Origin of the sequence: Mucilaginibacter litoreus (genome assembly GCF_042676805.1) — a bacterium.
Taxonomy (GTDB): domain Bacteria; phylum Bacteroidota; class Bacteroidia; order Sphingobacteriales; family Sphingobacteriaceae; genus Mucilaginibacter; species Mucilaginibacter litoreus.
In genome coordinates, this window is sequence record NZ_JBHTHZ010000010.1 from 1 (window position 1) to 13834 (window position 13834).

Here is a 13834-nt window from a genome sequence, read left to right on the forward strand (position 1 = left end):
ATTTTGGGATGGGAACCTAAGGTATCGCGCAGCGAAGGTTTAAAGATCACGTATGATTACTTTAAATCCCTGCCCGAACAGGAAATAAAACATAAGGACTTTACTTATTATAACAACAGGTAGTTATCAAATATCGTCAGCTTAATTGCTAACAGATAAGATACTTTAACTTTGCTGCTCTAAACACATTTTAATGAAAATATTGGTAACAGGCGGACTTGGATTTATTGGTTCGCATACGGTTGTAGAACTTGTAAACGCGGGTTATGATCCCGTGATTATAGATGATCTTTCTAACTCTAACATTAAAATTTTAGATCAGCTGGCCAAGATAATCGGGTTTAAGCCTGCTTTTCATCAGCTAAATCTTTGCGATGATAAGGCGGTAAGTGAGTTTGCAGAAGCCAATCAGGATATTAGCGGGCTTATACACTTCGCAGCCTTTAAAGCCGTTGGCGAATCTGTAAAACATCCGCTTAAGTATTACCATAACAACTTTTACTCGCTTATTAACCTGCTTAACGCCTATAACGGCAAAGCGCTTAATTTTGTATTTTCATCAAGCTGTACGGTTTATGGCCAACCGGATAAATTACCGGTAACAGAAGATGCGCCGGTAAAACAAGCCCAATCGCCTTACGGGAATACCAAACAGATTGCCGAAGAGATACTAAAGGACGTTGTTGCGGCAGGATCGGCATATAAAATTGTATCGCTACGGTACTTTAACCCTGTGGGCGCCCACAGTACCGCCCTTATAGGCGAGTTACCTATTGGCATACCTCAAAACCTGGTGCCTTTTATTACACAAACAGCAATAGGCAAACGCGAAAAATTAACCGTTTTTGGCGATAAGTATAATACACCCGACGGTAGCTGCATACGCGATTACATACATGTGGTAGATTTGGCAAAAGCACACGTAGCAGCCATAAAACTTATGCAGGAAGAAGGTTTTAATGGTTATGATGTGTTTAACATTGGCACCGGTAACGGCAGCTCGGTGTTAGAGGTGATCAAAGCATTTGAGCAAACTACGGGTGTTAAATTAAATTATGAAATAGGCCCTCAGCGAGAAGGCGATGTAGAGCAGGTTTGGGGCGACGTGACTAAATCTGCTGAGAAACTTAACTGGAAAGCTGAACTTGATTTAAGCACCATGATGTCGTCGGCCTGGGCATGGGAGCAATATATCGCCGAAAACCCGTTATAAATAAACATGCAGTCTACAAAAAAGATAATTATTACCGGCGGTGCCGGCTTCATCGGCTCACATGTAGTTCGCCGCTTTGTAAAAAACTATCCGCAGTATACTATTATCAACCTGGATAAGCTTACCTATGCCGGTAACCTGGCCAACTTAAAGGATATTGAGAATGAACCCAACTACAGCTTTGTAAAAGGGGATATTGTTGACATACAATTTATCAATACGTTTTTTGAGGAACAGCAACCGGATGCGATAATACACCTTGCCGCCGAGTCGCATGTAGACAGGTCGATATCCAACCCGTTGGAATTTGTAATGACCAATGTGGTAGGCACCGTTAATCTGTTAAATGCCGCAAAAAATTTATGGAAAGGGGATTTTGAAAACAAACGTTTTTACCATGTATCAACCGACGAGGTTTACGGTACATTGGGTGAAGACGGTATGTTTACAGAGAATACGGCCTATGATCCGCATTCTCCCTATTCGGCGTCAAAAGCCGGATCAGACCATTTTGTAAGGGCTTACCATGATACTTACGGTTTAAATACGGTTATCTCAAACTGCTCTAATAATTACGGCTCTTTTCACTTTCCAGAAAAGCTGATACCGCTGGCCATAAATAATATTAAGCAAAACAAACCTGTACCAGTATATGGTAAAGGCGAAAACATCCGCGACTGGCTTTGGGTTGAAGACCATGCCCGTGCAATTGATGTTATTTTTCATAAAGCTGCCGCCGGCTCTACTTATAACATTGGCGGCCATAACGAGTGGAAAAACATTGACCTGATAAAACTGTTATCCAGTATACTCGATAATAAACTGGGGCGCGATGAAGGCGAATCGGCAAAGCTGATAACCTATGTTACAGACAGGGCCGGGCACGATCTGCGATATGCCATTGATGCATCCAAACTTAAAAATGAGCTTGGCTGGGAACCATCAATAACATTTGAGCAGGGTTTGGAAAAAACCGTAGACTGGTACCTTGCCAACGAAAAGTGGCTTGATGATGTAACAAGCGGCCATTACCAGGATTATTACAACGAGCAGTATACTAACAGGTAAGGATGTTTGGGTTATTTAAAAAGAAAAAGGAAGAAAAACGCATAATTGACTTTAATTACAGCAGTATTATGGTTGATATGCACTCGCATGTACTGCCGGGTATAGATGATGGCGCTCAAAATCCGGAAGATTCTATAGTGCTTATCAATAAGATGATGAGCCTTGGCATAAAAAAAATAATTGCCACACCGCACATTATGATAGATTTTTACCGTAATGATGCCGACACCATCAACAATGCCCTTAACGTACTTAAATCAGAATTAAAAGCACGCAATATTGAGATAGACATATCTGCTGCGGCTGAACATTATTTTGATGAAACTTTTGAGCAACGGGTGGAAGACCGTAAGGTAATGACCTTCGGCGATAACCATGTTTTGTTTGAGCTTTCATTCATCAACCAACCGCCCAATGTTATTGCAGTAATACAAAAGATGAAGGATATGGGTTATAAACCCATCCTGGCCCACCCGGAAAGATATAATTACATGACTATCGACCAGATGAAGAATATCCGCAGTTGGGGCTGCGACCTGCAGTTAAACACTATATCGTTAACAGGTTACTATGGGCCACAAAGCAAAAAAATGGCAGAAAAAATGGTAGATGAACAGATTGTAGATTTTATATCCAGCGATATGCACCACCCCCGCCATGCGTCGGCCTTTGAAAAAGCGCTGCAAATGCCCTACCTGGAAAAGTTATTGTTTGATTATCCGCTAAAAAATAAGATGCTTTTATAGAGGTGCAGATTGTAAATGTGTAAATTTTAGATGTGCATCTGTGTAAATGAGCTTCTACACAATATGTTTATAATGATGAAGACAGCTTAAAATAACTCAATCTATATTTAATATCTATTTGTACATCTTTAATTTGTACATCTGAAATTTGCACATTAGAGTTACTCATACCGTAACGCCTCTACCGGGTCAAGCGAGGCTGCTTTTTTAGCCGGATAAAAGCCGGATGATAAACCAATAAGCGTACACAAGATAACTGCGGCGATAAGCCAAACCCATGGCACCACAAACGTACCGCTTATTTGCACAGCTATAAGGTTACCGGCACCCATCCCTAATATTATTCCCCCTAAACCTCCCATAAGGCATATTACTATAGCTTCAATCAAAAATTGCTTGCGTATAACTGCCGGTGTAGCGCCGATAGACTTTCGCAGGCCTATCTCGCGCGTACGTTCTGTAACGGATACAAGCATGATGTTCATCAAACCGATGGCCGCTCCTAACAAGGTAATGATCCCGATTGCAAAGCCGGCAACTGTCATACCGGCAAGCTGGCCAGAAAGCTCCTGCTGTATAGAATCGCTGCGAGATATCTCAAAGTTGTCTGGTTGCCCTATGCGTACTCCACGTATGTTTCGCATTAATGAAGTCGCTTCGCCTATGTTGGCATCAAGTACATCGGGGCTGTTCACGTTCACAGTAATAGCGTATGATAGCTTTCTGGATGTATCGGCCATTTGCCTTGCTTTTGCCAGCGGCACAATACAAAATTTATCCCCACCAAAACTATTACTGCCTTTGGGTGCAACAACGCCAATTATCCTGAACTTGTTGCTACCCAGCAATATGTATTTGTTAACAGGATCCTGATTCTTGAACAATTTGGTTTTAACTTCATCACCTACTATCACCACATTGGCACCATGTTCCAGCTCTGATGCCGAAAAGTTACGGCCAAAAGCCAGCTTGTGGCCTTTAATGGCAAGGTAATTATCATTACTGCCTGTTACGGATATATTGGGGTTAGATTTAATACTGTTATATTTGGCTACAGCCGTACCCGTAACGCTAAGGTCTACACTTACACGTGCGGGCAATTTATATAATTTTACAAACCGTTGTGCTTCGGCGTAGGTTATTGAAGGATACATTTTACGATGGCCGCCATTGCCAAAACTGATACCAGAGCCGCGGTTTTGTATGGTAAATGAATTGGCACCCAAACCGGCAAATGCATCGTTGGTAAATTGCTTTATACCTTCAATAGCAGTAAGTATACCAACAAGTGCCATTATCCCTATGGCTATGATTAAAGCAGTAAGAGAGGTACGCAGCCTGTTACCACTGATAGATTGCAATGCTATAGAAATATTTTCGCGAAGAGTGGTTTTTACCGGCATGCTGTAAAAAAATATAAACTTAAACTTTTGACAACAGAGTACAACAATTTGTTACATGCCGGCTAAATATTTATCTTATTTAGTGTTTAAAAGCTGTATCTTAATTCTGCTAAACTTTTCTCATGAAACTGATTGTAGTAATACTTGCCTGCTGCCTTGCAACTTTTAAAACGAATGCACAAAGTACCCAGGGCAAAAGCTCCGAACTCAATGAAAATACCATTGTAAAAGACTCGACAGGTAAAACACTTGCTTATGAGTACTGGCACCAGCGTGTTCTAAGCGGGCAATACACCATAAACAGAACTTATACAGGAAGGGATACAAGCGATTTTATACTTACCTGGCTAACACCAGTGCACAGGAAGCGATTAGACTCTTTAAGAGCAAAATTTCTTGCTGAACACACTCCGGTAAATCAAGCCGGCACCCAACAGGCGATCCCTCCTGTAATTAATAACAGCGTCCCTAAACGCCTGCCACAACAAAGCGATGGATTTAAAAATGGCGAAGAAATGGAGCCGTTTAAAGAAAGGGATATCAACGGCCAGAAAATAGATACTAAAGCTTTAAAAGGTAAAATCGTAGTTTTAAACTTTTGGTTTATCAACTGCCCGGCCTGCAGGGTTGAAATACCCGAATTGAATGAGGTGGCGGCCAGCTATAGCTCTTCTCCGGATATTGTGTTTGTTGGCCTTTGCCTCGATCAGCGCTGGGATATCAAAGACTTCCTTAAAAAAACACCATTCAACTTTCAGCATATTGCCAATGCCCGTTATTACGGAGATAAGTACAAAGTAAACTTATACCCTACTACAGTGGTGCTGGACAAGCAGGGTATCGTCAGGTTCAATTCCGTCGGTGCAGATAATACCGGCTATTGGATAAAGAAAACCATTGAAGATATTAAAGCAGAAAAGCTTTAAATACAAGAAAGCATCCCGGTTGAGGATGCTTTCTTGTGCTAATTATTAAAAAAGCTTATACTGAAAACGATGAGCCGCAGCCGCATGTACTTGCAGCATTTGGATTATTAAACGTAAAGCCGCGGGCATTTAAACCGTCCTGAAAATCTATCTGCATGCCGGCAAGATACAACCCATGGGCTTTATGCATAAAAACCCTTACACCATCAATATTATATTCCTGGTCGCCATCTTTTTTCTGATCAAAGCCTAAAACATAGTTCATGCCCGAGCAGCCGCCGCCTTCCACGCCTACACGCAGGCCAAAGTCTTCGCCAATTTCCTGCTGGTCCTTTAATTTAAAAAGCTCTTTTACGGCACCTTGGGTAAAAGATACAGGTGCAGTTAATGTATCAACAGTAGCACTCATGTTTATTTTTGTTTAACTATATACAAATATAGCGCAAAATACGGATTTTTGTTGCGACCTGATTATTTATGACCTCCTCCTAACATTCATTATTAGATGACAGTTTATAATTATTTACTTGATATTTTAAAGTATACCGTTGCCGGGATTGGTGTTGTATACATCGCTTTTTACCTTTTAAAACCCTATTTGGATAAAACACAAACCATACAGTTGCTTGAGCTAAAAAAAGCCGTCAGCAATCAAACCCTGCCTTTGCGGCTGCAAGCTTATGAACGCATAGTACTGCTTATAGAAAGGATTAACCCTTCAAATATGCTGATCCGCCTTAATGGTAATAGCCTTTCTGCAGCAGAGCTCCACAGTATTATATTAAATGAGGTACGTACCGAGTTTCAGCATAACGCTACACAACAGATATACGTAAGCAGCCAGGCCTGGGCCGCTGTTAAACGCATTAAGGATGATACAGCAAACCTGGTAACCAGCGCTGCGCAAGGGCTGCCTCAGGATGCTTCGGGGCTTGATTTGGGTAGGATCATACTCAGCCATTTAGCCAAGCTTGACCAGGACCCTTATGATATTGCTGCCGCTATTGTAAAAAAGGATATGGAAAACATATTTTAAAATAATGCCCGGAAAAAAATTCACAACCAGCTCTGGCATCGATATCAAGGAGGTTTATACTGTACCTTCAGGCATGAATGAACTGCCCGGTGAGTTTCCTTATACACGGGGGATACAGAAAGACATGTACCGCGGTAAACCATGGACCATGCGGCAGTATGCCGGCTTTTCAACCGCCAAAGAATCTAATAAACGTTACCATTACCTGCTAAGCCAGGGAACTATGGGCCTCTCGGTAGCGTTTGACCTGCCTACACAAATAGGATATGACAGTGACCATCCACTCGCTGAAGGGGAAGTGGGTAAAGTTGGCGTCGCTATAGACTCGTTACGGGACATGGAGATATTGTTTGAAGGCATTCAGCTTAAAGACATTACCACTTCCATGACCATCAACGCTACAGCTTCTATCCTGCTGGCCATGTATATAGCATTAGCTAAAAAGCAGGGGGCCGACCTGAAACAGCTCTCAGGCACTATACAGAATGATATTTTAAAGGAATATGCCGCACGGGGAACATACATTTATCCGCCCGGCCCCTCAATGCGCCTGATAACGGATATTTTTGAATACTGCAGCAAAGAAGTACCTAAATGGAACACTATATCCATATCTGGCTACCATATCCGCGAGGCAGGCTCAACAGCCGTGCAGGAGCTGGCCTTTACCCTGGCCAACGGCAAAACCTACCTGAAGGCTGCCATAGAAAAAGGGCTGGATATAAATATTTTTGCCAGGCGCCTTTCTTTCTTTTTTAACTGCCATAATAATTTTTTTGAGGAGATAGCCAAATTCAGGGCGGCGCGCCGTATGTGGGCAAATATAACCCAACAACTTGGGGCAACCGACCCGGGGGCGCAGAAGCTTCGCTTCCACACTCAAACCGGGGGCTCTACACTTACCGCTCAACAACCTATGAATAATATTATACGGGTAAGTAACCAGGCACTCGCTGCTGTGCTGGGCGGCACTCAATCATTGCATACCAATGGTTACGACGAGGCCCTATCGCTTCCAACCGAAGCGGCGGCTAAAATTGCACTACGTACACAACAGATCATCGCTTTTGAAAGTGGCGTAACAGATACGGTTGACCCGTTGGCCGGCTCATATTTTATTGAGGCGCTCACCAACGACTTGGAAAGTGCAGCCTATACTTATATAGATAAGATAGATGCCATGGGTGGATCTGTAAAAGCTATTGAGCAGGATTATATACAGCAGGAAATAGCTGCAGCATCCTACCAGTATCAAAACGATATAGAAAGCGGCGATAATGTAATTGTTGGTGTAAACAGATTTACTGAAGAGGCTGGAGTAACACCGCCGGTTTTCAGGATAGACGACACCATACGCAGGCAGCAAAGGGAGCAGCTGAACAGGCTTAAACAAGAGCGTAATAACGAAGCTGTGGCTGCAGCGCTGAAAGAGCTAAGGGAGGCTTCGGCGGGTGCGCAAAACCTGATGCCTTACATTTTAAAAGCTGTTGAACACTATGCTACCCTTGGCGAAATTGCTGATGAAATGCGCAGCATTTTTGGGGAATACTAAAAAAGAAAATATTGCTTATTAGTAGATTTTATATCCTATAAATATGCACAATTTTCATTGGCTTTTTTTAGAACTTTCGCATCAATTTGTTGTTGAAACTCGTAAAAATGCCATAGGATAAAACAGAGGCGCTTTTTGCTCTTTTACATGCGAAATATACTATTAAATATGTATTTGCGCCACAAAAAAGGCGTTTTTCGTGAAAAATATATTTCGCAAAAAAGTTCAAAATTTATTTTTTAATCCGCTTTTTTTTAGAATATTCGATGTTCCAAAACGGCCTAATAGGCCACCCGGTTGGGGGACTGGAAATCAAGAAATTACTGATACTTATATGGAAAAAACTTGTACTAACGTTTGGAATAGCTGCCTTCAGATCATAAAAGATAACATCCCGGCACAAAGTTTTAAAACCTGGTTTGAGCCAATTAAAGCTTTACGGATGGAGGGTAGTGTCCTTACAATACAGGTACCAAGTTTATTCTTTTACGAATGGCTGGAAGAGCATTATGTAGGCCTGCTGCGCAAAACAATTAAAAAGCAGTTGGGCGATGAAGGGCGGCTGGAATATAACATTGTGGTAGAGCAATCATCATCTCCAAAGCCTTACACTACAAACATGCCGTCTAACGGAAATGGTGCCGAAGCAAAACATCAAAGTATGCCGATACCTATTTCTATTAATAAGGACATTAAAAACCCATTTGTTATTCCGGGTTTAAAAAAGCTGAATGTAGACCCCCAGCTTAACCGTAATTACACCTTCGAGAGTTTTGTTGAAGGCGATTGTAATCGTTTGGCCCGCTCTGCAGGTTATGCGGTTGCGGCTAAACCCGGCGGCACCTCATTCAATCCGTTGATGATATACGGCGGTGTAGGTTTAGGTAAAACCCACCTTGCACAAGCCATTGGTAACGAGATTAAACGTACCCTGCCCGATAAACTTGTACTATATGTAAGCTGCGAAAAATTTACACAGCAGTTTGTAGATGCCTTAAAACATAACAACATCAACGATTTTGTTAACTTTTACCAGGCCATTGATGTGCTGATAATGGATGATGTGCACAATTTTGCCGGTAAAGAAAAAACACAGGACTTCTTTTTCCATATTTTTAACCACCTGCACCAAAGTGGGAAACAGCTGATCATCACATCAGATAAAGCCCCTAAGGATCTGGCAGGTTTGGAAGAACGCCTTTTATCGCGCTTCAAATGGGGTTTATCGGCAGATCTGCAGGTGCCCGATCTGGAAACCCGAATGGCCATCCTTAAAAACAAAATTTATCAGGACGGTATCGAGCTTTCTAACGAGGTTGTTGAATACGTTGCCCACAACATTGATAACAACGTACGCGAGTTGGAAGGCGCTATGGTATCGTTACTGGCGCAATCAACCCTTAACCGTAAGGAGATCGATCTGAACCTGGCCAAGCAGATGCTTAAGAATTTCGTGAAAAATTCTGCCAAAGAAATTTCAATGGAATACATTCAAAGCCTGGTTTGCGAGTACTTTGAGGTGCCAATAGAAATGGTTAAATCGCAAACCCGTAAACGCGAAATTGTGCAGGCCCGCCAGATATCCATGTACCTGGCTAAGGCACATACCAAAAGCTCTCTTAAGTCAATCGGTCATTTTTTTGGTGGCCGTGACCACTCGACCGTTATCTACGCCTGCCAGACTGTAGAGGATCTTATTGATACCGATAAGAAATTTAAAGGCTACGTGGCCGATATCCAGAAAAAGCTAAAAATGTCATAACCTGCTTAAACTATATTATCATTAAGCCCTGCCGAAAGCAGGGCGTTTTTGTTGATATTCTTAATCAGTCTTCCGAATTTATTTCAGCAAACACATGATTATCCTTATGGTGGATGCTGAAATAAATTCAACATAATTGTCTGATTATATTTATCTTGCCTATACAATTATCACAACCCATGCGAAGTCTTTTTGCTCTTTTAACCTTACTCACCCTTTCGGCACCGGCGTTTTGCCAGACAGATACCGATGATATTAAAAAAACCATCAATACCATGTTTGATGCTATGCGCAAGGGTGATAGTATTCTGCTCAAATCCACCTTCCATCCTGATATGGTTCTGCAAAGTGCGGGAGTTAAAAAGGACGGCTCCACTGTTTTGGAAACAGAAAAGGCTAAAGGCTTTATTAAGGCCGTAGGCACACCTCATAAAACTGTTTGGGACGAGCGTATTACCTGGGGCGATATAAAAATTGATGGGCCGCTGGCCAGTGTATGGACACCTTATAAGTTTTATGCCGGTACTAACTTCAGCCATTGTGGTATTAACTTTTTTCAACTAATTAAAACGGAGCAAGGGTGGAAGATCATTTACATTGTTGATACACGCCGCAAGGATAACTGCCCCGAATAATCTGGCTCTTTCAAACTCCGCAAGTTTCGGGTTTCATCAAGCTTAAGTGCAAGGTAAATTTGTGTTATAAATAACAATTTATGGAAACCCAAGAACACATTGATTACAACCGGGTTGCTGAGGCAATTGGTTATATCAGGCTGAACTTTAAAAACCAGCCAAATTTAGATGAGGTTGCAAAGAAAATAAACCTTAGCCCTTATCACTTTCAACGCATGTTTACTGATTGGGCCGGCATCAGCCCGAAAAAATTTTTGCAGTATCTAAGTGTGGAGTATGCCAAGAACGTTTTAAAAAGTCAACAAGCTACTTTAATGGATGCCGCTTTTGAAACCGGCCTTTCAGGCACTGGCCGCCTGCACGATCTGTTTATTAATATTGAAGGGATGACGCCGGCAGAATACAAAAGCGGCGGCAGGGCACTTGTTATCAACTATAGTTATGCCGAAACGCCTTTTGGGAATGTACTGACAGCCTCAACGCCAAAAGGAATTTGCTATATGGCCTTTGCCGATAATGAAGAATTGGCTTTAAAAGAGTTACAACAGCAATTCCCAAACGCCGCCTATCATCAAATGGTTGATATGGCACAGCAAAACGCATTACAAATTTTCAGGAAAGACTGGTCGGAGTTATCCGAAATAAAACTGCATCTTAAAGGCACTCCTTTTCAGTTGAAAATCTGGGAAACATTATTAGCCATACCTGCCGGCGGTTTAAGCACTTATCAGAGCATTGCAAACAAAGCAGGCATGCCAACTGCCAGCAGGGCTGTGGGCAGCGCTGTTGGGGCCAACCCTGTTGCGTTTTTAATACCTTGCCATCGCGTTATTAAATCAACCGGCGAGTTTGGGCAATATCATTGGGGCAGCAACCGTAAAACAGCCATGATAGGCTGGGAAGCGGCAAACTTAGATATCAAATAGCGCCAACATGAACCTGCACCAGCACATAAAAAACATCAACTGGAACGGGGTAACCGAATGTATGAATGCTAAAGGTTATGCGTTGATCCCCGGTCTTTTATCTTCTGAAGGATGTGATGAAATGATTGCCTTATATCCGGATGAAAAGAACTATCGCAAAACTATCCAGATGGAAAATCACGGCTACGGCATAGGGCAGTATAAATATTTTAGCTATCCCTTGCCCGGCGTTGTACAACAAATCCGCAAGGATATTTACCCCTACATTTCAGTCATAGCCAATCACTGGATGCATGTTTTAGGGCTTAATACTTTACCTGCTTCTTTCAATGAGCTTAATGCACTTTGCCACCAGCACGGGCAGTTGCGGCCAACGCCGCTTATTCTGAAATACAATAAAGGGGGTTTCAATGCATTGCACCAGGATTTATACGGCCAGATATATTTCCCGATGCAGCTGGTGATATGCCTGAACCAAACAGGCGCTGATTTTTGTGGAGGCGAGTTTGTACTGGTTGAGCAAAAACCACGTATGCAATCCAAAGCCTCTGTTATCAACCTTAATAAAGGCGACGCATTGCTTTTTACTACTAACTACAGGCCGGTTAAAAGTGTAAAGGGTTACTACCGGGCAAACATGAGGCACGGCGTAATCGAAATAACCAGTGGCGAGCGGTATACCTTAGGTATAATTTTTCATGATGCTATATGATACGTCATACCGACCTGGGCGCAGGCACTTATAGCAGGGCGAAAGCATTAAGTTTATTATTGCACACTGGCGCTATACAACTGGCCGGAAATTTTAAACTGAAAATATACGGAGCTTTAGACTGTAATTCGGGCAAACGGATGGAAGCTAAAAACAGGGTATTTTTTTCTGAAGAAGGAGAGGCGATAGATAAGGGCTTCAGGCCATGTGGGCACTGCATGCGGACAGCATACAATGAGTGGAAAAAATTAAACCATGCTGGTAACAAAAATTTGGTATAATGTATGAGGGCTGATGAGCGTTAATATATTAGTTTATCTTGAGCCAGGATTATTAATTATAAAATATGCTTAAACGGGCCGCCTTTTTCCTCATACTGATAATTTCATCATTTATAACTCGGGCACAAACGGCTGATGAGGTGTATAACAAGTACCTGGATTTTAACCTGGCACGCTTTGGAGGCGAATCGGAAAAGGCGCTGTCACTCGGTGAGGAGATCCTGCCAAACGTAGATAAGCTGAACGATAAGTCGCGCATTAGCTTTTATTATTCTATCGGCAACCTGTATGAAAACGACAGCCAGTCCGTAAAAGCCATCGAGTATTACGAAAAGGTGGCTGCCGCCGTGCCCGATTATTATGTGGCACAACGTGCATTAGGCTACCTTTACAACAAACAGGCTGATGAGATCAAACAGAAAACAGTTACCGACACTGCTTCACTTCAGCAATACCAGGATGCTATTAAAAAGGCCCTGCCCCACCTGGAAAAAGCACAAGCCTGCGATCCGGATGATGATACATTGGAGCTTATCAAAACCCTGTATACTAACATTAATGATAAGCAGGGACTGGACACATTAAATACCCGGCTGAAAATACTTTCTAAAAATTGTGTCGATTTGCTTGAAGAGAAATAAGCTAAAAATTAAGCGCTCTTCCCTGTTGCGGGTACATAATGCGTAGTTGCAGCTTATTGCGTTCATGCAATTGCTCCTTTATTCTGGCTATCTTATTATAAGGAGGTTTCAAATGTGTAATCACCACGTTTAAGCCTTTTAAAGGCACTCCAGCAAGCGTTTGGAGCTCTGCCATTTCCTGCATCAGCAAGCGTGGTGTCAGATGGCCAAAAAGGCTTTTATCAGGCTGCTCATCCGGAAAAGAAACCTCAATCATAATAGCTTTCAATGCCTTTGACCTTACCAGCGGGGCAACGGCCTGCCAAAGCTGATGCATGTTTTCACTTCTCTCCATACGATCAGCGCCGGTATCGCCCAAGTACAATAGGTAGCTGCCTTTGCTTTGTACCAGAAAAGCAGTACTGGTAAGATTAGAGTGGCTCAGTGGAAAAGCCTGCACCTGCATTGAGGTGTTAGCTATATCAATTTTTTCTCCGGGTTTTAAAATTTGATAATGGTACTTATTTAGTTTTGGAACTTCACCTTCATCTGCAAAATTAGCCCAGCTTTGCCAGGTAAAGTAATGAGTTTTGAGGGTTCCAATAGTGGTGTTCAATCCATAAACATATTTGGCCGTATCTTCGGGCGAATTAATGATCATGCCAGCCAGGTGATCTAAGTGCCCGTGAGAAATGAAATATGCCTTGATCAGCTTTTTTTGTACTTCGTTTACCGGCATAGTAAAGGCTTTATTATTTATTGCCTTTTGGATACCATAATTTATTGTGCCCGCATCCAGGCAAATGTAATTATCATCATGTGTGGGTGCCAGCATATACGCGGATAAGTTACTTTCATCAACACCACCCAATACACCAAGAGGCACTAACCTAAAGGCCGGCTTACTGCTTTGAGCAAAGCTTATAACAGGCCACAGTAAAAAAATCAAAACAG

At 42.3% G+C, this 13834-nt stretch carries 15 protein-coding genes and 1 pseudogene; 13 read left to right on the plus strand and 3 right to left on the minus strand.

The annotated features are described in order from the left end of the window. The 4 genes and pseudogenes from ACFQZX_RS11770 to ACFQZX_RS11785 form a co-directional block, all read left to right on the plus strand. Nucleotides 1–123, plus strand: a pseudogene (locus ACFQZX_RS11770) (SDR family NAD-dependent epimerase/dehydratase); the annotation flags it as partial. Nucleotides 124–193: 70 nt separating this feature from the next. Further along, nucleotides 194–1213 carry a UDP-glucose 4-epimerase GalE gene (gene galE, locus ACFQZX_RS11775; protein WP_377115441.1) on the plus strand — a complete coding sequence of 340 codons (1020 nt, stop codon included), beginning with the start codon at nucleotides 194–196 and terminating at the stop codon, nucleotides 1211–1213. Nucleotides 1214–1219: 6 nt separating this feature from the next. Beyond that, nucleotides 1220–2281 (plus strand): dTDP-glucose 4,6-dehydratase, encoded by a 1062-nt coding sequence (gene rfbB, locus ACFQZX_RS11780; RefSeq protein WP_377115443.1) that lies wholly within the window; start codon nucleotides 1220–1222, stop codon nucleotides 2279–2281. Nucleotides 2282–2283: 2 nt separating this feature from the next. Continuing rightward, entirely contained in the window at nucleotides 2284–3027 is a 744-nt protein-coding gene (locus ACFQZX_RS11785; protein ID WP_377115446.1) for a tyrosine-protein phosphatase, read from the plus strand. Nucleotides 3028–3188: 161 nt separating this feature from the next. On the opposite strand, the gene ACFQZX_RS11790 is transcribed toward ACFQZX_RS11785, so the two are convergent. Next, nucleotides 3189–4430, minus strand: coding sequence for an ABC transporter permease (locus ACFQZX_RS11790; RefSeq protein WP_377115449.1), 1242 nt, complete (start codon nucleotides 4428–4430; stop codon nucleotides 3189–3191). 122 nt (nucleotides 4431–4552) lie between these two features. Between ACFQZX_RS11790 and ACFQZX_RS11795 the strand changes: the two genes are divergently transcribed. Beyond that, complete coding sequence (locus tag ACFQZX_RS11795) at nucleotides 4553–5356, plus strand: TlpA family protein disulfide reductase (RefSeq protein ID WP_377115452.1); 804 nt, start codon at nucleotides 4553–4555, stop codon at nucleotides 5354–5356. 55 nt (nucleotides 5357–5411) lie between these two features. On the opposite strand, the gene ACFQZX_RS11800 is transcribed toward ACFQZX_RS11795, so the two are convergent. Further along, nucleotides 5412–5765, minus strand: a complete 354-nt coding sequence (locus ACFQZX_RS11800; RefSeq protein ID WP_377115455.1) for a HesB/IscA family protein — start codon at nucleotides 5763–5765, stop codon at nucleotides 5412–5414. A gap of 96 nt (nucleotides 5766–5861) precedes the next feature. Between ACFQZX_RS11800 and ACFQZX_RS11805 the strand changes: the two genes are divergently transcribed. The 8 genes from ACFQZX_RS11805 to ACFQZX_RS11840 all read left to right on the plus strand — a co-directional run bounded on the left by ACFQZX_RS11805 (nucleotide 5862) and on the right by ACFQZX_RS11840 (nucleotide 12901). Then, complete coding sequence (locus ACFQZX_RS11805) at nucleotides 5862–6392, plus strand: DUF7935 family protein (RefSeq protein WP_377115457.1); 531 nt, start codon at nucleotides 5862–5864, stop codon at nucleotides 6390–6392. A 4-nt stretch (nucleotides 6393–6396) separates the two neighbouring features. Continuing rightward, entirely contained in the window at nucleotides 6397–7944 is a 1548-nt protein-coding gene (locus tag ACFQZX_RS11810) for an acyl-CoA mutase large subunit family protein (RefSeq protein ID WP_377115460.1), read from the plus strand. Nucleotides 7945–8278: 334 nt separating this feature from the next. Continuing rightward, a complete protein-coding gene (gene dnaA / locus ACFQZX_RS11815) occupies nucleotides 8279–9706 on the plus strand; it encodes a chromosomal replication initiator protein DnaA (RefSeq protein ID WP_377115462.1) in 1428 nt (475 codons plus the stop codon). A 179-nt stretch (nucleotides 9707–9885) separates the two neighbouring features. Beyond that, nucleotides 9886–10341: a nuclear transport factor 2 family protein gene (locus ACFQZX_RS11820; RefSeq protein WP_377115464.1), complete on the plus strand. Its 456-nt coding sequence runs from the start codon at nucleotides 9886–9888 to the stop codon at nucleotides 10339–10341. 80 nt (nucleotides 10342–10421) lie between these two features. Further along, nucleotides 10422–11267 carry a bifunctional helix-turn-helix domain-containing protein/methylated-DNA--[protein]-cysteine S-methyltransferase gene (locus tag ACFQZX_RS11825; protein ID WP_377115466.1) on the plus strand — a complete coding sequence of 282 codons (846 nt, stop codon included), beginning with the start codon at nucleotides 10422–10424 and terminating at the stop codon, nucleotides 11265–11267. 7 nt (nucleotides 11268–11274) lie between these two features. Then, nucleotides 11275–11979 carry a 2OG-Fe(II) oxygenase gene (locus ACFQZX_RS11830; RefSeq protein WP_377115469.1) on the plus strand — a complete coding sequence of 235 codons (705 nt, stop codon included), beginning with the start codon at nucleotides 11275–11277 and terminating at the stop codon, nucleotides 11977–11979. Next, complete coding sequence (locus ACFQZX_RS11835) at nucleotides 11976–12260, plus strand: Ada metal-binding domain-containing protein (RefSeq protein ID WP_377115472.1); 285 nt, start codon at nucleotides 11976–11978, stop codon at nucleotides 12258–12260. The genes ACFQZX_RS11830 and ACFQZX_RS11835 overlap by 4 nt, the downstream gene beginning before the upstream one ends. Before the next feature lie 65 nt (nucleotides 12261–12325). Beyond that, a complete protein-coding gene (locus tag ACFQZX_RS11840) occupies nucleotides 12326–12901 on the plus strand; it encodes a hypothetical protein (RefSeq protein WP_377115474.1) in 576 nt (191 codons plus the stop codon). A 1-nt stretch (nucleotide 12902) separates the two neighbouring features. On the opposite strand, the gene ACFQZX_RS11845 is transcribed toward ACFQZX_RS11840, so the two are convergent. Next, nucleotides 12903–13829, minus strand: a complete 927-nt coding sequence (locus ACFQZX_RS11845; protein WP_377115476.1) for an MBL fold metallo-hydrolase — start codon at nucleotides 13827–13829, stop codon at nucleotides 12903–12905. Between the last annotated feature and the right edge of the window lie 5 nt (nucleotides 13830–13834).